The 19,551-nt window shown below is 40.6% G+C and carries 20 protein-coding genes; 10 read left to right on the forward strand and 10 right to left on the reverse strand.

What is annotated here, in order from left to right:
- Positions 1–65: 65 nt before the first annotated feature.
- The 3 genes from FNZ24_RS00010 to FNZ24_RS00020 all read left to right on the forward strand — a co-directional run bounded on the left by FNZ24_RS00010 (position 66) and on the right by FNZ24_RS00020 (position 2,840).
- Positions 66–239 carry an arginine N-succinyltransferase gene (locus FNZ24_RS00010; protein WP_153912272.1) on the forward strand — a complete coding sequence of 58 codons (174 nt, stop codon included), beginning with the start codon at positions 66–68 and terminating at the stop codon, positions 237–239.
- A gap of 10 nt (positions 240–249) precedes the next feature.
- Entirely contained in the window at positions 250–1,710 is a 1,461-nt protein-coding gene (astD, locus tag FNZ24_RS00015; RefSeq protein WP_153912274.1) for a succinylglutamate-semialdehyde dehydrogenase, read from the forward strand.
- Positions 1,711–2,039: 329 nt separating this feature from the next.
- A complete protein-coding gene (locus FNZ24_RS00020; protein ID WP_153912276.1) occupies positions 2,040–2,840 on the forward strand; it encodes a DUF1338 domain-containing protein in 801 nt (266 codons plus the stop codon).
- Positions 2,841–2,965: 125 nt separating this feature from the next.
- Here FNZ24_RS00020 and FNZ24_RS00025 read toward each other — a convergent pair whose 3' ends face one another.
- The 4 genes from FNZ24_RS00025 to crp form a co-directional block, all read right to left on the reverse strand.
- Positions 2,966–4,330, reverse strand: coding sequence for an ATP-binding protein (locus FNZ24_RS00025; protein ID WP_153912278.1), 1,365 nt, complete (start codon positions 4,328–4,330; stop codon positions 2,966–2,968).
- Complete coding sequence (locus FNZ24_RS00030) at positions 4,327–5,001, reverse strand: response regulator transcription factor (protein WP_153912280.1); 675 nt, start codon at positions 4,999–5,001, stop codon at positions 4,327–4,329. The genes FNZ24_RS00025 and FNZ24_RS00030 overlap by 4 nt, the downstream gene beginning before the upstream one ends.
- Positions 4,982–5,326, reverse strand: coding sequence for a PepSY domain-containing protein (locus tag FNZ24_RS21440; protein ID WP_194944956.1), 345 nt, complete (start codon positions 5,324–5,326; stop codon positions 4,982–4,984). The genes FNZ24_RS00030 and FNZ24_RS21440 overlap by 20 nt, the downstream gene beginning before the upstream one ends.
- An 86-nt stretch (positions 5,327–5,412) precedes the next feature.
- Entirely contained in the window at positions 5,413–6,048 is a 636-nt protein-coding gene (gene crp, locus FNZ24_RS00040; protein ID WP_055024942.1) for a cAMP-activated global transcriptional regulator CRP, read from the reverse strand.
- A gap of 376 nt (positions 6,049–6,424) precedes the next feature.
- On the opposite strand from crp, the gene FNZ24_RS00045 reads away from it, so the two are divergent.
- Positions 6,425–7,216 carry a sel1 repeat family protein gene (locus FNZ24_RS00045; RefSeq protein WP_416384799.1) on the forward strand — a complete coding sequence of 264 codons (792 nt, stop codon included), beginning with the start codon at positions 6,425–6,427 and terminating at the stop codon, positions 7,214–7,216.
- Positions 7,217–7,393: 177 nt separating this feature from the next.
- Positions 7,394–7,813 carry a hypothetical protein gene (locus tag FNZ24_RS00050; protein WP_153912282.1) on the forward strand — a complete coding sequence of 140 codons (420 nt, stop codon included), beginning with the start codon at positions 7,394–7,396 and terminating at the stop codon, positions 7,811–7,813.
- A 370-nt stretch (positions 7,814–8,183) separates the two neighbouring features.
- Here the strand turns inward: FNZ24_RS00050 and FNZ24_RS00055 are convergent, their stop codons facing one another.
- The 3 genes from FNZ24_RS00055 to FNZ24_RS00065 all read right to left on the reverse strand — a co-directional run bounded on the left by FNZ24_RS00055 (position 8,184) and on the right by FNZ24_RS00065 (position 10,435).
- Complete coding sequence (locus FNZ24_RS00055; protein WP_153912284.1) at positions 8,184–9,059, reverse strand: phosphoribulokinase; 876 nt, start codon at positions 9,057–9,059, stop codon at positions 8,184–8,186.
- Between the two features lie 155 nt (positions 9,060–9,214).
- Entirely contained in the window at positions 9,215–9,469 is a 255-nt protein-coding gene (locus FNZ24_RS00060) for a YheU family protein (RefSeq protein WP_153912286.1), read from the reverse strand.
- A 3-nt stretch (positions 9,470–9,472) separates the two neighbouring features.
- Positions 9,473–10,435 (reverse strand): hydrolase, encoded by a 963-nt coding sequence (locus FNZ24_RS00065; protein WP_153912289.1) that lies wholly within the window; start codon positions 10,433–10,435, stop codon positions 9,473–9,475.
- A 190-nt stretch (positions 10,436–10,625) separates the two neighbouring features.
- Between FNZ24_RS00065 and FNZ24_RS00070 the strand changes: the two genes are divergently transcribed.
- The 4 genes from FNZ24_RS00070 to arsJ all read left to right on the forward strand — a co-directional run bounded on the left by FNZ24_RS00070 (position 10,626) and on the right by arsJ (position 15,605).
- The gene (locus FNZ24_RS00070; RefSeq protein ID WP_153912291.1) at positions 10,626–11,126 is read left to right on the forward strand and encodes a TAT leader-containing periplasmic protein; all 501 of its coding nucleotides are present in this window, start codon (positions 10,626–10,628) and stop codon (positions 11,124–11,126) included.
- Between the two features lie 45 nt (positions 11,127–11,171).
- A complete protein-coding gene (locus FNZ24_RS00075; protein ID WP_153912293.1) occupies positions 11,172–12,761 on the forward strand; it encodes a GMC family oxidoreductase in 1,590 nt (529 codons plus the stop codon).
- A 541-nt stretch (positions 12,762–13,302) separates the two neighbouring features.
- Positions 13,303–14,319, forward strand: coding sequence for an ArsJ-associated glyceraldehyde-3-phosphate dehydrogenase (locus FNZ24_RS00080; protein ID WP_153912295.1), 1,017 nt, complete (start codon positions 13,303–13,305; stop codon positions 14,317–14,319).
- Positions 14,320–14,372: 53 nt separating this feature from the next.
- Positions 14,373–15,605, forward strand: a complete 1,233-nt coding sequence (gene arsJ / locus FNZ24_RS00085) for an organoarsenical effux MFS transporter ArsJ (protein ID WP_153912297.1) — start codon at positions 14,373–14,375, stop codon at positions 15,603–15,605.
- Positions 15,606–15,720: 115 nt separating this feature from the next.
- On the opposite strand, the gene FNZ24_RS00090 is transcribed toward arsJ, so the two are convergent.
- Together FNZ24_RS00090 and FNZ24_RS00095 are read right to left on the reverse strand one after the other, a co-directional pair.
- A complete protein-coding gene (locus FNZ24_RS00090; RefSeq protein WP_153912299.1) occupies positions 15,721–16,179 on the reverse strand; it encodes a TIGR02444 family protein in 459 nt (152 codons plus the stop codon).
- 198 nt (positions 16,180–16,377) lie between these two features.
- Complete coding sequence (locus FNZ24_RS00095) at positions 16,378–18,288, reverse strand: ABC transporter ATP-binding protein (protein ID WP_153912301.1); 1,911 nt, start codon at positions 18,286–18,288, stop codon at positions 16,378–16,380.
- Positions 18,289–18,439: 151 nt separating this feature from the next.
- Between FNZ24_RS00095 and FNZ24_RS00100 the strand changes: the two genes are divergently transcribed.
- Positions 18,440–18,637, forward strand: coding sequence for a YheV family putative zinc ribbon protein (locus FNZ24_RS00100; protein ID WP_194944957.1), 198 nt, complete (start codon positions 18,440–18,442; stop codon positions 18,635–18,637).
- A 124-nt stretch (positions 18,638–18,761) separates the two neighbouring features.
- Here the strand turns inward: FNZ24_RS00100 and FNZ24_RS00105 are convergent, their stop codons facing one another.
- Entirely contained in the window at positions 18,762–19,298 is a 537-nt protein-coding gene (locus FNZ24_RS00105) for a DUF4124 domain-containing protein (protein ID WP_416384800.1), read from the reverse strand.
- Positions 19,299–19,551: the final 253 nt, after the last annotated feature.

Genomic DNA, 19,551 nt, shown 5'->3' on the forward strand with positions numbered 1-19,551 from the left:
CCTAGCCTTAACAGTGCTCTACCCCCAGTGGTATTCGCTCGAGGCGCTACSTRAMCATAGGAAAAATGCCTCATGCAGAACACCAGTACATTATTGCAAATACATTGCTTGCGGATTACCGCGCAACAGCAGCAAGAGTGAAGGTGTCAGATAAGCATGACAAAGTCACGCTAAGCCCTGAGTTGGCTGAAGCACTGAAAGTGGCTAATGGCGACAGAATTCGCGTACTAGAACTTTAGGACAGCACAAATGACACAATTTATTAAAGGCCAATGGTCTAATGGCGAAGGTCATGAAGTAACATCAGTTAACCCTGCTAACGGCGAAGTTATCTGGAATGGTAAAACGGCGACAGCAGCACAGGTAAATACTGCAATTGATGCAGCGCGTGCAGCTCAATTTGATTGGTTTATGTTGGGTTATGAAGCTCGCCTTGCCATTGTTGAAGCTTACCGCAGTGAGCTTGAAGCTAATAAGGCCGAGCTTGCAGAAGTCATCGCCCAGGAAACGGGTAAACCGCAGTGGGAAACCGCTACAGAAGTTGGCGCAATGATCGGCAAAATTGGTTTATCAGCAGCGGCGCACGATAAGCGTACCGGTACTGAAACTAACGATATCCCAGCAGGTCGTGCAGTATTGCGTCACAAGCCTCATGGTGTTGTTGCTGTATTTGGCCCTTATAACTTCCCTGGTCACTTACCTAATGGCCATATTGTTCCTGCATTGCTTGCTGGTAACACTGTGGTATTTAAGCCGTCTGAACTGACCCCAAAAGTTGCTGAAGAAATGCTGAAGCTTTGGGATAAAGCAGGATTGCCACAAGGGGTGATTAACCTTGTTCAAGGTGAGCTTGAAACAGGCAAAGCTTTAGCTTCACATCCACAGATTGATGGTTTGTTCTTCACCGGTAGCTCACGCACTGGTCACTTATTACATCAACAATATGCGGGTCACCCAGGCAAAATTTTAGCACTTGAAATGGGCGGTAATAACCCATTAATCATCAAAGATGTTCAAGATACTAAAGCAGCTGTTCACGATATTATTCAGTCTGCGTATATTTCTTCTGGTCAACGCTGCACGTGTGCTCGTCGTCTTTATATCGAAGAAGGTGCAGCTGGTGATGCTTTAATTGAGCAGTTAATTGCTGCGATTAAGCAAATTAAAGTCGGTAGCTGGAATGCCCAGCCACAGCCATTTATGGGCTCGATGATTTCAGAAGGTGCAGCTAAAGGCATGGTTGCAGCTCAAGCTGAATTGCAAGCCCTTGGTGGAAAATCTTTAGTTGAATTAACTCATGTTAAAGCGGGTACTGGTTTAGTGTCACCTGGCTTAATTGATGTGACAGAAATCGCTGAATTGCCAGATGAAGAATACTTTGGCCCATTACTACAGCTCGTTAGATATCAAGAGTTTGATCAAGCAATTGATATGGCAAATAACACGCGTTATGGCTTATCTGCAGGTATTTTAGCTGACAGCCGTGAAGATTATGATTACTTCTTAGCACGTATTCGCGCCGGTATCGTTAACTGGAACAAGCAAATTACAGGTGCTTCAGGTTCAGCTCCATTTGGTGGTGTTGGTGCTTCTGGTAACCATCGCGCAAGTGCATTCTATGCTGCTGATTACTGTGCTTACCCTGTTGCTTCAGTGGAAGCAGACAGTGTTAGCTTGCCAGCAAACTTAAGCCCAGGGCTTTCAATTTAAAATAACAATAAAGCTGCTAAGGCAATGACTAGGGCCTGTTAATCTTTTCTGGTTGAATTTTGTTCGAGTTAAAAACGTTTTAATTGAGGCGAATGGATTGATGCCTAGTCACCTAAGCAAAAGCCATTCAACAAAGAGTAAAATGTTTTTAGCCGAACCCTTCGGGCAGCGTTTGTTGGCCACTTTTACTACGTTATTGACTTTTTATGTAGAATAACTACACCTCAAAGTCTCTGCCTTGTACAAATGGCCAACAATTCGCTGCAAAAGCAACCTTGAAAGATCAACAGACCCTTACTCATTGCTTTTTTATAAAGAAGGATTTTATTATGCATACCGACGTAAACGCTCTGTTTGCTGCTTTGTGGCAAGACTATATCAAGATGACGCCATCAGCAGATAGTATTCATAAGTTACTCAGTAACGGCGAGCCGATCATCAATGATCATATTGCTTTGAGAACATTTAATATTGCTAAAGTGAATTTGTCAGTATTGGCAGAGCATTTTGAGTCGATTGGTTATGTTGCTTGTGGTGATTACAATTTTGAGCAGAAGAAGTTAATCGCAAAACACTTTGAGCACCCAGATCCTAAACAACCAAAAGTGTTCATTTCTGAGCTTTTAGTTGAAGAGTTTAGTGCACAGGCTCAAGCTATTATCCATGGCTTAATCGACCAAGTTGATGTGACCGATACGAAAGCTGATAACTTCTTGTACTCGGGCCGTCACTGGAATGTCAATCTTGCAGACTATAAGACTCTGTTAGCTGAAAGTGAATATGCCGCGTGGGTTGCCGCTATTGGATATCGTGCTAATCATTTTACTGTGTCGATTAATGAGCTACCTGATTTTGAGCAAATAGAGTCAGTGAATGACGCGCTAAAAGGTGCAGGCTTTAAATTGAATACTTCAGGCGGTGAAGTTAAAGGTTCTGCAGAAGTGTTACTTGAGCAATCTTCCACAATGGCTGACAGAATGATGGTGAGCTTTGAAGATGGTGAATTAGAAATCCCAACCTGTTTTTACGAGTTTGCTCGTCGTTATCCAATGACGAATGGTAATTTGTATACTGGATTTGTCGCTGCGTCTGCAGATAAGATTTTTGAAAGTACTAATGCGACTGGATAAACCTTGTAATTGTGCAAGTTGGTAAAGACATATTGAGCTTTTAGCTCTTTGATAAGTAATAAAAAGCCCAGTTCATTTTTAACACCGATTGGTTAAATATGAACTGGGCTTTTTATTGATTTGAATTAGCTGCTTGTCATGACCTTAGGGTTATTAAACACAATTGTGACTCTAAGGCCTCCTAAGCGCTCTGAGCGGCTAAAGGTTAAAGTGTACCCATACTGTTCTATTATCTCTTTAACGATGGATAGGCCAAGGCCATGGCCTATAACAGCCTCATCTAAGCGTTTACCTCGGCTGGTTAACTGGCTTAACTGATCATCATTTACACCTGGACCGTCATCTTCAATGGTCAGGCTAAGCGTTTGGTTATTGCCAACCTCTATAGCAGTGATATCAACGGCAATATGTGAGTCGGCCCATTTATAAGCATTATCCAGCAGGTTGCCAAATAGCTCCATGCCATCTTCTCTGTGAATGGGGAGTCGATTGATATTTTCAATAACCTTCACTGAGCATTCTATTTGTTTATGATGGTGGACTTTGTCTAAGGTACTCGTGAGCGCTTCGAAATCCCGTGGGATAACCATTTGTGCTGCTGGGAGCATATCGCCAGTGATTCTTGCAGCTGCCAGTTTTCGCTCAATCATATTACGGATCTGATCAAGCTGTTGTTGCATTGCTTCTGCGGTTTCGGGGTTAGATAATCCCAATACTTCAACTTGCTGCTGCATTACTGCAAGGGGCGTTTTTAATCCGTGGCTTAAATTTCCCAGATTATTTCGGCTACGCTCAATTTGATTCGCTGTGTAATCTAATAACTCGTTGTAGGTTTCTGCTAACGGTTTTATCTCTACCGGAATTTGATTAATTTCAAGGGCGTTTATTTCACCTTGTCTCAGCTTAGCAAGGGAGTCTTGAATGGACTTAACGGGCTTAAAGGACTGCCTGATAATAATAAAAACACCGCAAATCATTGCCAGTAACATGGCAATATTAATGGCGAGCTTAGTGCCGAAGACTTCACTAAACACACGCCGGCCAATACTTAAGTCTTGTGCAACCGTTAAGGTCGCTACTTTTTTGCCGCTGGTGGAGCCAATGCCGATAGACAGTAGCTGCATATCATTATTTTTAGGTCCTTTGGCTTGCCAGACACGGGTTTGATTTTGGGCAAGTAATTCAATATCTAGCTGCACATCCCATAAAGAGCGCGAGCGAATCACTTGGCTTTCAGAGTTAAATTGAAAGTAACGCCCAGAATAAGCGGGTTTATAAAAGCTAGAAAGCTCATTTTGATCGATAATGATTTCACCAGCATTGATATGGCTGGCCATGATGATGTGTTCTAAATCTTCTTCGAGGCGATTAATAATTGAATCATGAAAGGCTTGGCGCAGCATGGACTCAAATAAAATGAGTCCAATGACTGTCGCGATAATAATGAGCGCACTAAGCCAAAGACTTAACTTACTGCGGATTGATATCATTCAACGATGCCGTGAAAGATATATCCTTGGCCGCGGCGAGTTTCAATGGCCGTTTTACCGAGCTTTTTACGTAGATGTGTCACGTAAACCTCTACCACATTCGACTCTTTTTCATCATCAAATTGGTAAAGCTTGTCTGTTAGCTGGGCTTTTGAGAGTAACTTTTTTGGCGACATGAGGAAGATTTTTAATAATCTAAATTCCATCGCAGTGAGTTCATAGTGATTGTCACCAATGTGCACTCTTTGTTCCGCTTCATCTAACGTAATACCGCCATAGCTTAATTGCTTTGAAGAGGTATTAAGACGGCCATGGGCACGATGAATCAGTGCTTGAACGCGAGCCAGTAGCTCTTGAGCATGGAATGGTTTTGCGAGGTAATCGTCTGCGCCGGCATTAAAGCCTTCGACTTTTTCATGCCATTGGCTGCGAGCTGTTAGCATGATAACTGGGGTATCAATGCCTTTTTCACGCCAAGATTGAACCAGGGTTAACCCATTACCGTCAGGAAGGCCAATGTCTAAAATGACACAGTCGTATTGGGTTTCTTTAATTAAATAGTCTGCTTCAACAGCTTTGTCTGTGACATCTGTAACGTAACCAGCCTGTTTAAGTTGCTTCTCAAGTTCGGCAACTAAAAGGGTATTATCTTCAACGAGTAGCAGTTTCATTTATTTGGCATTCACTTGGTAGTTGGTCAATAGACTCCGGCATTCCATTCGTTGCATCAATGAATAAATGGATAACATGCCCTTTTTTTAACTTTAATTGTAAATCATAACGCCATTTGTCGTCCTCTTGATAGAGGCTGGCATCAATTAATTCACCATGACAGTATTGTGCAAGTAAAGTAAGGGAATAATCAAGTGAACGAATGCTACCAGATGTGACCAAGCGCTGAACTTCATCATGTTGAAGTTCGGTAGTTATTGCATGTGAAGATGGGCTGAGAGTATATGCAAATAAACTGAGAAAAAGCGCTGGCAGCAGCCTCATTGGAACGACTCCCATAAAAAAAGTGATAACTAGATTGACTAATTATCACTTTAATTAATTACTCTTAAATCAAGCTGAAGCTTAACTTAACGAGTGCCATATACGACTATAGTTTTACCGTGTGCTTGAATAAGGTTTTGTTCTTCAAGCATTTTTAAAATACGGCCAACTGTTTCACGCGAACAACCTACAATCTGACCGATCTCTTGACGAGTGATCTTAATTTGCATGCCATCAGGGTGAGTCATTGCATCAGGCTGCTTAGCAAGATGTAATAATGTTTGAGCAATACGTCCAGCAACGTCTAGGAAAGCTAAATCACCCACTTTTTGGCTAGTGCTTTGTAAGCGGTAAGCCATTTGAGCTGTTAACTTCATAAGAATTTCAGGATTAACCTGGATTAGTTGCTTGAATTTCTTGTAAGAAATTTCTGCAATTTCACATGGTTGTTTAGCACGAACCCAAGCTGTACGTTCAGCTTGTTCTTCGAATAAACCAAGTTCACCAATGAAATCACCTTGATTAAGGTAAGAAAGGATCATTTCTTTACCTTCTTCATCTTTAATCAATACAGCTACTGAACCTTTTACGATGTAGTAAAGGGTGTCAGATTCTTCACCTGCGTGTATCAAGGTGCTTTTCGCTGGGTATTTATGGATGTGACAGTGTGAAAGAAACCACTCCAAAGTTGGATCAGGTTTAGGCTTGCCAATCAGAGCCATGTTTATTTCCTCGATTGATAAAATGAAAGTAAGGACTATCTAATAAAGTAATTGTACTTGAGTTGTAGCTGTAAAACCTTGATGAAGATCGAGTTTAACATTATGAAAAAAGCTACACAGATACTATTAACTTATTAAATTTAAGATTTATTTTTGCTACTTTAGCTAACTATGTCAATCTAATTTAGTGGCTGTTAAATTATTTGGCAAGTCATTAAGCTATTAAAAAATACAAATTTTGTGTGATTTTTGTGCGCTAGATTGATTAATTTACTCAAATTTTCATATCTTATAGGGCTTTCTTTATTGTAAAAGAGCCAATTGATAGTTATTGTTAATTCGATTATCAAAGTGAAGTTGAGTAGTAGGGGTTGATTTGAAATATTCTAAAAAGCTATTAAATGTAGGGCTTGCCTGCTCGCTGCTAATGCTTGGCAGTGCAGTGACACCTGTTCATGCCTTCTCTATTCCTGCTTCATTAGAGTCACAAGCTGATTCAAAATTAGTTCACATCCAATTAAGAGCTGCTGACGGTAATGCCGATGCACAATTCTTATTAGGGCTGATGAATTTGGCTGGACGTTTTGTTGACCAAGATACTGAGCAAGGCCTTTATTGGGTCGAGCAAGCTGCATTACAAGATCATATTAAAGCCCAGCAAACCATTGCTGACTTATCGTTCGAAGGTCAGCTATTGCCAAGAAACCTCGAAGTTGCTGAGCAGTGGTACAAAACACTTGCTGAGCAAGGTGATCAGCGTGCGCATTTTCGTTTAGGCTTCATTTATTCTGCTGGTGGTGATGGAGTTGAACGTAACTGTGGCAAAGCACTTGAACAGTTCAACCAAGTGGGTGATTCGATAGCACTAGGCAATGTTGCTTGGATTCTAGCAACGTGTCCCGAAGCTCAATATCGTAATGGTTCTCGTGCGGTAGAGTTAGCACTACAGTTACTTGAAAATAATTCTAATGATCCAACTAATTTAGATAACCTAGCAGCAGGCTATGCTGAGATGGGCGAATTTGAATTGGCTGTAGATACCCAACAAAAAGCGATTGAAGCGTTAAAGCAAGATCCTGAAGTTGCCCTCAGTGACGAATTTAATATGCGTCTTGAACAATATCGTCAAGGTCAAGCATATCGAGAAATCATTCCTTTGATGAATTAACTCTGCAATAACTCCTTACTCTAAAAACGGCCAATTGGCCGTTTTTTGCTTTTATGTCTAAAACTTATCCTATGCTTTAAAAGTAATGAAGCTATTTAAATACCATTTAATTAAACAACAATTGTTAGGGGCCTTTTGATCTTTCGAGGTTGTTTTATTGCGTTGATGAGGTTGTAGATGAACCAGAAATTAAACTTGTATCAGTTTACTGTCATATTTAGCTTATTCTTTTCGCTTATGGGTTTTTCTTACAATGTGTGGCGAATGGAAATTACTGAACATAATAGCAATGTACGAACAGCTTGTTTTGAAATGCTATTGGAGTTGGCGCAGCTGCAGCAACTCGTTTATACCGCACACTATGATCAGGACTTAAAATTGGGAAGTCCAAGAGTGGGTTGGGTGAAGGTTGGCTTGATAGAAGATTTAAGCAGCTTAACGGATGAATCAGTTATTAAGCAGTCGCAACAGCTAACCCAAGTATGGTCAACTCAGTGGGAAAACATGGCTGATAGTGAAGCCGCTGCTAATCGTATTATTGAGCAAGTGGATGAGGTGCGAGCTGAAATTAAAACATTATTAGTCTCATTAAATTAACCTCTTTTACCCACGGTATGACAGCGGTTTTGGTGACTATTCAATTGATGAGTAATAGGTTTGATGTGTAATAGGTTTAATGAGTATGAGATTTAATGAGTATGAGATTTAATGAGTAAGAGGTTTGAACTGAAGACTAACAGCAGATCGAGAAATTAAAAGAAGGGATAGGGGAAATAGAAGAGGTTTGCTGATATGCCCAAGTGCGCTAACAGATAAATATGGGGGAATTAACACCCATGAGCACATCAACTATCGTTCTTTCGCCTGAAGTCCCGACGCTGAGAATGATAATCCTCATGGCTTAAAACAAGCTTAAACAGTAACAACTAATCAACGACAAGCTTCAGATCACATCTAACGATGACTTTTAGGCGTTTTCAGCGGCTTTCTTGTGCATCAGTTCTTTAATCAATGGCGTTAGGATTAACTCCATTGCTAACGACATCTTGCCACCAGGAACGACCAAAGTATTGACACGAGACATGAATGAACCCTCGATCATACTGAGGTAATAAGGGAAGTCGACATTGTTAATATCGCGGAAACGAATCACAACAAAGCTTTCATCTAGGCTGGGAATGTCTTTAGCACTAAATGGGTTTGAAGTATCAACAGTAGGAACGCGCTGAAAGTTAATATGTGTACGGGAAAACTGTGGTGTCATATGCTGAATATAATCATCCATGCTGCGCACAATTGAGCCCATGACTTTTTCACGGCTATGACCGCGGTCTGAAGTGTCTCGAATAATTTTTTGAATCCATTCCAAATTGACAATAGGTACCATGCCTATTAATAAATCAACATGTTGAGCGACATTGGCATCTTCAGTGACAACACCGCCGTGCAAACCTTCGTAATAAAGCATGTCGGTATTTTCTGGTAATGGATGCCATTGAGTGAACGTCCCTGGCATTTGGTTAAAGGGTACCGCTTCATCAAATGTATGAAGATAACTGCGGGTTTGACCTTGACCCGTTTCTGAATAGCTTTGGAAACACTCTTCGAGTTTTACGAAGTTATTCGCCTCAGGACCAAAATAGCTAATGTTACGGTTTTCGGCTTGAGATTTACGGATCAATACTTCCATTTCTGCACGGGTGAAGTTATGAAAACTGTCCCCTTCGATAAAAGCAGCATTAATGCCGAGCTGACGAAAGATATGAGTAAATGCAGTTGTCGTTGTTGTCGTACCGGCTCCTGAAGAACCAGTAACAGCGATTATGGGGTGTTTAGTTGACATTTATCCTACCTAGATCAAACGTGAAAATTAGCTAAATTACTGAGACAGTTCAGTGTTTTATCGTTCTGCTCATCGTTAACACTTTCATGATTAAACTTGAAGAAAAACAGACTCTATTTATACGGGCTGAATCGATTAAGGTCAATCTTCCAATGTTAATCCTGCTCTGCAGTAGGATAAATGATGTGATCTTTATGCCTTATGGCAATGGTTTCATCTTCTTCACTAAACTCTACTTTCAGCTCGCCCTGTTTAAGTGACTGCTTACATTTTTCAATAGCAGTTGCTAATTGTTGGTCATCTAACAGACCGAAAGAGCCGTCTTCAACCTGAGTGAATAAATACTCTTTAATCAGGTTGTTAAAAGTGTCTTGTGGTAATTGCAGCAATGCTTCGTAAGGAATAAGCATAAATTAGCCTTTAATAAATTGGATGATGCGAGACTCTAAATAAAAAGTGGGTCTCCAAGGGACGCCGCCAGAGATAAAGCCGACGTGACCACCGTTTTGATGTAATTCATATTCTACATGGCTCGACATTTCTTCTGCTAAAGGGATCACCTCGTCGGTCATGAATGGGTCATCCTGAGCATGAATCACTAATGTCGATTTCTGCACGTTTTTTAAAAAAGGCTTACCACTGGCTCGTTTGTAATAATCAAATACATCACTAAACCCATGCAGTGGCGCAGTGACTTGATCGTCAAATAAGTGGAAGGTTTTTAAGTTTGAAATTTCATTAGCGGTTACAGGCATCTTACTGGCTAAATGTGATTCAGCCAATTTGGCTTGCATCTTTTCTTGTAACTGTTTAATTAAATGCTGTTGATATACCGTTGAAAAACCATTTTCTAATTTCTTAGCGCAGGCGGCTAGACATAACGGCGCGGAAACAATAACGGTTTTGTCCAGCACACTATTGCTACCTTGTTCACCTTGATATTTGGCTAACACATTACCGCCTAGGCTATAACCTACCGCGTAAAGAGGTGAATTAGGGTAATGTTGTTTTAATTGAGACAAAGTGAAGTGGATGTCTTGGGTGTCACCACTATGATAACTGCGGGCAAGTCGATTGGGTTCACCTGAGCAGCTACGGTGATGATGCACTACAGCGCACAAGCCATTATCTTTGGCTGTTTGCAGCATTCGACGGACATAGTGTGAGTCACTGCTTCCTTCAAGCCCATGTAAAATGACCAGTATAGGCTGACCATTAACCGCTTCTCCAACCCAGTCTAAATCAACAAAATCACCATCAACTAGCTCTTGGCGCTGTCGTGATACTTCTGGTTTGTCCACTTTGAAAAATACAGGTAAAATCGTTTGAATATGGGCACTTACAGCCCACCAAGGTGGAGAGAAAAGCTTTTTCATAAGGGTATTTAATGTGCAATAGTTTGTTAATATTCAAACGTGTGTTTAAATGTTGATTGAGTTCACTTTATCATAGATGCTTTTACTGCAACAAATGTGGCATTTAAGGGCTGTAAATCTACAGTACTGGTTTCTGGTGTTGATTTAAGATCTGGCTCTAACGGAAGTACTAACTAGAAAAGGGATAACAATGAAAAGAAGAACCTTTTTAACAGGTGCATTTACCGGAACAGCTGCGCTTGCTTTGGGCGTGAGTTTATATACTCCAGAAGTGACTGACAATCCTGATGATACTCACCGCTTATTATTTGGGGTGCTTATCCCTGTTTTTATGGATGGGGCATTGCCTGATGTGGCTAACTATCGAGAAGCCTTCTTAAATCGCACTATTATCGCCATCAATAAAACCATTAGTGTATTGCCAACCGATCAAAAGCAAGAGTTAGAACAGCTATTAACTATGCTTGAATCTCGATTCGGGTTATTGATTTTAACCAGTAGCATCACGCCTTTGATGCTAAGAACTCCAGCAGAACTTAATCACATGTTAGAGCAATGGCGTCATCACTTTTTAGAAATGATGCAAACAGCCTATTTAGGCTTACGTGAGCTAATTGTGGCGAGTTATTACGCCTGCCCTGAACATTGGGGACGTTTACATTATTCAAAACCGACCTTTTTAGATGCATAAGCCATTTGAATACATCAATTATTAACACACATTCTGGAGTATCAAATGGCGGCAACTATTATTGACCCAATCACTACTGGTTTAGCATCAGGTTGGCAGCATATTGATGCTAATCATTTATCTGAAAACCAACATTTTGAAGCAGATGTTGTGATTGTCGGCACTGGCGCTGGCGGCGGCACTGCGGCAGAAATATTAACTGATGCCGGATTGAGCGTAATAATGATTGAAGCTGGGCCGCTTAAATCATCCAGTGATTTCGATATGGAAGAGCGCACAGCCTATCCCGACTTATATCAACAAGCAGCAGCTATGAAAACAGCTGATAAAGGTATTGGTATCTTTCAAGGTCGCAGTGTCGGCGGCTCAACCACAGTGAACTGGACAACATCCATTCGAACACCGCAAAATGCGTTGGAGTTCTGGGCCAAGGAAAAATCTGTTGCTGGTCTTTCAAGTGAAAGTCTATTGCCTTGGTTTGAAAAAATGGAAGCAAGACTCAACATTAGTGAGTGGCAATTCCAGCCTAATCAGAATAATGCAGCGCTAAAAGAAGGCTGTGAAAAGCTGGGTTGGGAATACACAGTTATCAAACGTAACGTAAAAGGTTGTTGGAACAGTGGTTACTGTGGCATGGGGTGCCCAGTCAATGCTAAACAATCTATGCTGGTGACGACGATTCCAAGTGCGTTAGAGCAAGGTGCTACGTTAATTTCAAATGCAAAAGTGTTTGATTTAAAGCATAAAGGCGACAAAGTAGAAGGCTTGTCAGCGAGAGCGCAATTAGGCACTGCAGTCACTCTGACATTTAGTGCAAGGCATTACATATTGAGCGCAGGAGCGATTCATACTCCCACCATTTTAATGCGTGCTAACACACCCGATCCACATAAGTTATTAGGTAAGACATTTTTACACCCCACCCTGTTATCAGGCAGTATTTTTGACAAGCAAATTGATGGTCATAGTGGGGCGCCACAATCAATATATTCAGATGAATTTGTTTGGCGTGATGGTGCTGGTGGTGAAATGGGTTATAAACTTGAAGTACCACCAATTCATCCAGTATTAATCGCTTCAAAAACCATTGGTTATGGTCAAAGTCATGCTGAGTTAATGACTCACTTTAATAACCTTCAAGTCATGATAGCACTTGTTAGAGATGGCTACTCTGAGCAAAGCCCTGGTGGGCAGGTGAGATTAACAGACTCGGGTTTTGCGTTAGATTACTCACTTGAAAAACCTTTTTGGGATACAGCAAGACGCGCCTTTGCCACTATGGCAGAGTTGCAATTTGCAGCAGGCGCTAGCAAAGTGCTACCTATTAACGATGGTATTGGCATGCAACTGAATTGGGCACAAGCTAAAGAGACGATTGCGAACATGGACATTGGATTGTTAAAAACCATTGTAGCTTCTGCACATGTGATGGGGGGCTGTGCTATGGGTGAAGATAGAACGATGTCGATGATAAACAGTGATGGCCAATCCCATTACTTTGATAACCTATCTGTTATGGACGGCTCCATGTTCCCAACCAGCTTAGGGGCTAACCCACAACTGTCGATTTACGGCATTGTGGCACGAAACGCGACCTTATTAGCTGAACGATTAAAGCCTAAAGTCCAAAGTTAGTTTCAGTTTGAATCAATAAAAAAACCGACTGATATCAGTCGGTTTTTTTATTGATAAATACTAGGGAAATAGAAAACATCAAGCTGGATCACAATAAGTCAAAATAACTTCACAGGAAACACATATATCAAATTGCATATATGTGACTTTTCATATATAGTTTCGTCATCTTCATTTATAGTTGCTTGTTGAATGGCTTTTGTAATAAGCATTGGTTTAAAGTTACTTGCTTACAGGTGCATGTTGATAGCCATATGAAACGACAATTTTCTGTTTTGATATAAACTTAATGAACCTGTGGATGAAGATGATTGATGCATTCATACACCCAAGTATTGTGAAGGTTTAATGAGTCAGCAAAGTTAAGGGTATTTAGCTTGTAGCGGAAATAACAAACTGATTCAGTGGATAACTTTGCGACAAAATACCAATTTAAAACAATCAATGGCTTAGATAATAGGCGATTGAATATAAAGAATTTATATATAACCCGGTGATTAACACCATGCGATTTAGCATATTGATTAAACAAGGTTGAGTTATGACGATTAAAGTAGGAATTAACGGTTTTGGCCGTATGGGACGTTTATCATTTCGTGCTGCATATGATTGGGCTGACGTTGAATTTGTTCAAATTAACGATCCAGCTGGTGATGCAGCAACGCTGGCACACTTAGTTAACTTCGACTCTGTTCATGGGCGCTGGGATCATGAAGCGGTAGCTACAGATAATGTGATTGAGGTAAACGGTCATAAAATCACTTGTACAGCCAATAAAGCTATTGCCGATACTGATTGGTCAAACTGTGATGTTGTCATTGAAGCATCTGGTAAAATGAAGACTAAAGCAAAGCTACAAGCTTATTTAGATCAAGGTGTTAAACGTGTTGTAGTGACTGCCCCAGTTAAAGAAGATGGCGTGTTGAATATTGTCATGGGCGTAAATCATCAAGATTATGATAAAGACATCCATCCAATTGTCACAGCGGCCTCATGTACCACAAACTGCCTAGCGCCTGTAGTAAAAGTCATTCATGAGTCATTAGGTATTGTTCATGGCTCAATGACCACGATTCATGACATTACTAATACTCAAACTATTCTTGATGCTCCCCACAAGGATTTACGCCGTGCAAGAGCATGTGGCATGAGCCTTATTCCTACTACCACGGGATCTGCAACAGCAATTACTCATATATTCCCAGAATTGAAAGGTCGTTTAAATGGTCATGCGATTCGTGTGCCTTTAGCAAATGCCTCTATTACTGATTGCGTATTTGAAGTCAGTCGTGAGACCACAGAAGCGGAAGTTAACGGTTTATTGAGTGATGCAGCATCTGGCGAGCTTGCAGGGGTACTTGGTTATGAAACTAGACCATTAGTATCAATCGATTATAAGACAGATCCACGTTCAGCTGTGATTGATGCACCTTCGACCATGGTGGTTAATGGTACTCAAGTTAAGCTTTATGTTTGGTATGACAATGAATGGGGCTATGCGAATCGAACAGCTGAACTGATGCGTTTAGTGGGTTTACAAGATAAAGCTGACGCGTAAGATTTTGATGTTATTAAACACCAATATTTGCAGCATGAAATAGGATTTAGGCAATGTCTTTTGTGGCTAAGCTGGCTAATTTACCCAGTGAGATAAAACAGTACTTAATTGTTACCGGTAATTATTGGGCTTTTACCTTAACTGATGGTGCATTACGCATGCTGGTGGTATTGCATTTTCATGGGTTAGGTTTTAGCCCGATTGAAATTGCCATGCTGTTCTTATTTTATGAAATCTTTGGTGTTGTCACTAACTTAGTGGGTGGCTGGCTTGGTGCAAGAGTAGGGCTAAACCGCACCATGAATATTGGTCTTGCGATGCAAGTCATCGCATTATCCATGTTGCTGGTGCCCACTGAATGGTTAACCGTCGTGTGGGTTATGGCTGCGCAGGCATTGTCTGGTATTGCTAAAGACCTCAATAAAATGAGTGCCAAAAGTGCGATAAAAACCTTAGTACCTGCGGGTGCTGAAGGTAAGTTATATCAATGGGTCGCAATCTTAACAGGCTCTAAAAATGCGTTAAAAGGGGTCGGTTTCTTTTTAGGTGGCGCACTACTATCGTTATTTGGATTTCAAACCGCCATTTTAATCATGGCAGTGGCATTACTTGTGGTGTGGGTATTTAGTGTACTAACACTGAAAAGTCAGCTTGGTAAAGCCAGTGCTAAACCAAAGTTTAAAGAGATATTCTCTAAAAGCAGCACCATTAATTATTTATCCGCTGCGAGATTATTCTTGTTTGCTGCAAGGGATGTGTGGTTTGTGGTTGCATTACCCGTGTATTTGGCAAGTCAGTTCAATTGGGACCATTGGTATGTTGGCGGCTTTTTAGCCCTGTGGGTGATTGGTTATGGCGCTGTGCAGTCATTTGCACCTTACTTCACAGGTAAAAAGCAAGGTAAGGTACCAGATGGTAAAAGTGCTTTGGCATGGGCTGCAATGCTTGCGATTGTGCCTGCTTTTATTGCGTTAGCACTCAGTTCTGATTGGCATAGCCAAGCTATCTTGATTGGTGGTTTACTGGTATTTGGTGGCTTGTTTGCAGTTAATTCATCAATGCACAGCTACTTAATTGTCAGTTATGCGGGAAAAGATGGCGTCTCGTTAGATGTTGGCTTCTACTATATGGCAAATGCCATGGGCAGACTTATTGGAACCTTATTGTCTGGTTGGGTTTTCCAGCAATACGGCCTCGAGGCTTGTTTGTGGATTTCAAGTGGTTTAATAGCACTGGCCGCCATCATTTCTATCAAGCTACCACAGCATGATACTGCGAAGGCTTAATCGTTAGAAAACTTGAGAATGGTATGCGGCGCGTTGAGCGCCGTATTTATTTGAGCTTCAATCCGTACTCAATATTCTTAATGCTTCAATCTAGATCCAATGTGGTTAACATTGCTTATGCAGATTGCAGCTCAGTAAAGTAGTTTGCATCAATACCAAATAAACATAAGTAGTTATCGGTATTATAACTTGGATTGTTGTTATCGGAGATGACGCTAATGCCTTCGGCTTCAAATTGATTGAGCTTTCTTAGTAACATTTGCTGGGTCTTACGCTCCATCATTAACTCAATATCAAGCATTTGCTGATATTCACCAGGTTGTAAATGGGATTTTGCCAATCGACGTAATTTACGATAAGGCGAGACAACTTTAGTGTCCCAATCTTCAATCGTGGCTGCTAATGTTTCCCATTGAGCTAGCGCTAAAGGGTGGTTTTGTTGATCTAGGTATTGTGCTAGTAAAAGCAGATTAACATTCACCTGATAATCATCTTGAACACTAATATAGCTTAAACGATGGGTAGCGTAACGGTTATCGCAATCACGCCAAATTAACGAATTAAACTGTTGCACTGTGCATTTCTCCTGAAAATATTAGTGTCTAATTAATCGGCTTTAAGCCTGTCATTATCGATGACTTGATTGCCCTCGATAATGATGGTGTTTCATTCCTTGAATAGCGCAGTGCAATTCAGATATTGCTATAAGTTATTAATGTTAAGTAACTAAAGATATTGCTATAAGCTATTAATGTTAAGTAACTAAAATAGTTTAGCTAAGAGTAAACTCTTGTTCGATTAGTTCAATTTGTTCTTGGATTTCTAACCAAGTCATTTCACTTTCGTCCATTGCTTGAGTGAGCTCAGTTCGCTCATTAAGCACCTTGGTCATTTTAGCTTTGTTTTCTGCTTCATACAGTGAGCCATCAGCTAAGTCGATTTCCAGTTCAGCTAACCGAGAGGTTATTTTTTGCTGCTGGGTTTCTAACTTAATTTGCTGTTTACGCAGTGGCGACACTTTTTGTCTTAGTTCAGCTTCTAAGCGTTTTTGCTGCTTTTTATCTACTGCTGGTTTTGCTTCAGTATCTTTAGCTGTAACAGACTGCGCTGCTTTTGACGCATCTAATAACCACTGATGGTAATCATCTAAATCACCTTGAAATGGTTTTACTGCACCCTGATCTACAAGGTAATAATCGCTACAGCTTAATCGTAAAAGATGTCGATCATGTGACACAATGACCATTGCACCTTCAAAAGTTTGCAGTGCCATGGTGAGTGCATGACGCATTTCTAAATCTAAATGGTTGGTTGGTTCATCCAATAGTAGAACATTGGGCTTCTGCCATACCAATAAGGCCAATACTAGGCGAGCTTTTTCACCGCCAGAAAAGGGGCCGACAGCCGATAACGCCATATCACCGTTAAAACCAAACCCACCTAAGAAGTTTCTAAGCTCCAGCTCTTTAGCATTGGGCGCTAAGCGCACCATATGTTGTAGTGGACTATCATCTAAACTTAAAAACTCGATCTGATGCTGAGCAAAGTAACCGATATTTAGACCAGGGTTAGGCTGATATTTACCTGTCTTAGGTTCTAGTTCACCCGTAAGTAATTTGATAAGAGTTGATTTACCCGCACCATTACGACCAAGTAGGCCGATTCGAGCACCAGGCACTAAGTTGAGTTTGACTTCACTTAAAATGGTTTTATCGCCGTAACCAATAGAGACATTTTCCATGGTCACTAGCGGGTTCGGTAGCGCGTCTGGTTCACGAAACGCCATATGAAATTGGCTATCAACTTGAGAAGGTAAAAGGTTAGCCATTTTCTCTAAAGCTTTTAAGCGACTTTGGGCTTGTTTAGCTTTACTGGCTTTATATCTGAATCGGTCGACAAAAGATTGCATATGAGCACGCTCTTTTTGTTGACGTTCAAACGCGGCTTGTTGCTGCGATAAGCGCTCAGCACGGATACGTTCAAATGAGCTGTAGTTGCCTTTGTAGTAGTTAAGCTTGGCATGTTCCACATGGACAATTTCATCGACAATCCCATCGATAAAATCACGGTCATGACTGATAAGAATTAGTGTGCCTTGGTACGCTTTAATCCAACCCTCTAACCAATACATGGTATCTAAATCTAAGTGGTTGGTAGGTTCATCGAGTAGTAAAAGGTCTGAGCGACATAATAAGGCCTGCGCTAAGTTAAGGCGCATACGCCAACCACCAGAGAAACTTTTCACTGGGCTACTTTGCTCTGTTTCACTAAAACCTAAACCTGCTAATAATGAACCTGCTCGTGAGCGGATTGCATAGCCACCAATAGCGTCAATTTTGCCATGGATAAGCGCAATGTTATGGCCATTGTCTTCTTCCTGAGCTTGAGCAAGCTGGGCTTCAAGTTGTCTAAATTCGATATCACCATCAAGGACATATTCCAGCGCCGACACCTCAAGGGCTGGTGTTTCTTGAGCTACCGTAGCTATTTGCCAACCTGCAGGTAAACTAAAATCGCCTTTATCAAGTTGTAAGTGTCCAAGGATCAGCGCCAATAGCGATGACTTACCTGTACCGTTTGCACCAACAAGGCCGACTTTATGGCCTGGATATACGGTTAAATCGGCTTCATCGAGTAAGGTCTTAGTTCCGCGAATGAGTTGGGCTTGGCTGATGTTGATCATGAATGGCAACTTGATTGGTGATATGACAAAAAGTGCAGCGATAATAGCGTAATTGATACTTTTTTAACACTAGAGCGAGACTGGATTAACCAATTCATGGCAAAATACTGCTATTGATATCGCAAATACGCAGAAGAACAATAATAAGATTATGGCTAAAATTAAGAAACGCTTTGTAGCAGGGGCTAAATGCCCTAAATGTCATGCGCAAGATAGCATTCAGTTATTTAAAGAAAATGGGATTGAAACCGTTGAATGTATTGATTGTGATTATCGAGAGCAGCAAACAGAAGCAAAAGTTGCAGAGAAAGCCAGTGGAAATGTTATTGGGGTATTTAAGCCTGATTAAGATATGTAGATGCTTTATACTTTTGAACTTGAACTTGAACTTGAACTTGAACTTGAACTTGAACTTGAAACAGAAAGTGTAAGTGAAGCAATGGGTTAAAGGACTAATTGCTATTTAAAGCTAATTAGCCTTCTTCTTTTGCAATAGCGCCATCATTGGCGCTTTCCGCAAGAATTTTATTTTTGTGTTCAATCAACACAATAATCACATGACGATTGTTCTTCATTAATTCATCGAAGCGATGATTGATTTCGCCTAAGTCTTCTACGTAATCAGGATCGTCTTTTTCTTTTTTATGCCAATAACGATTACGATCAAGTTTTTGTATCTCACTGGCTCGTAAGATCTCAAAATAGCTGTTTTCTTGCTTGAGGCGATACACTTCACTGTCGAGCAATTGAATCAACTTTTCTTTAGAAATAGTTTGTTTTTTCAGCAGGGCTTTTAGAGGATCTTCTTTTAAGACAATCTTATCCGAATCAACTTCAGTGGTTATCCCAAGTTGATATTCAATTTTGTGCTGACGAAATTCTTTCGGACAGACAGTTTGACTGAAGGCAATCTTATTGTCCTTCATACATTTATAAATTGTATTAGCTGAGGCGAAAGATGGCCCCATAAAAAATACAATTATGAATGTTAGTGATAGTCTAATTGGCATGCGGCCACAGATCCTTTTGTATATCTAATATCGCTTCAACATCAGTGTTGAAGGCATATCAGATGGTTACCGCTAGTTCCCCAATATCCATTGGCACTAGTTGGTTGTGAACTATTATAGTCGCTTGTAACTATAATGTTTAAATATACTTATTTACTATGGCTTAATTTTAACGATAAAACCAGTTTTTTGACAGTAGATTTTTTATTGTCACTTGAGAACTTTGCGTTAAATTTGTAAGACTTAGTGGATA

This window comes from Shewanella sp. TC10 (genome assembly GCF_009663145.1).
Lineage (GTDB): Bacteria > Pseudomonadota > Gammaproteobacteria > Enterobacterales > Shewanellaceae > Shewanella.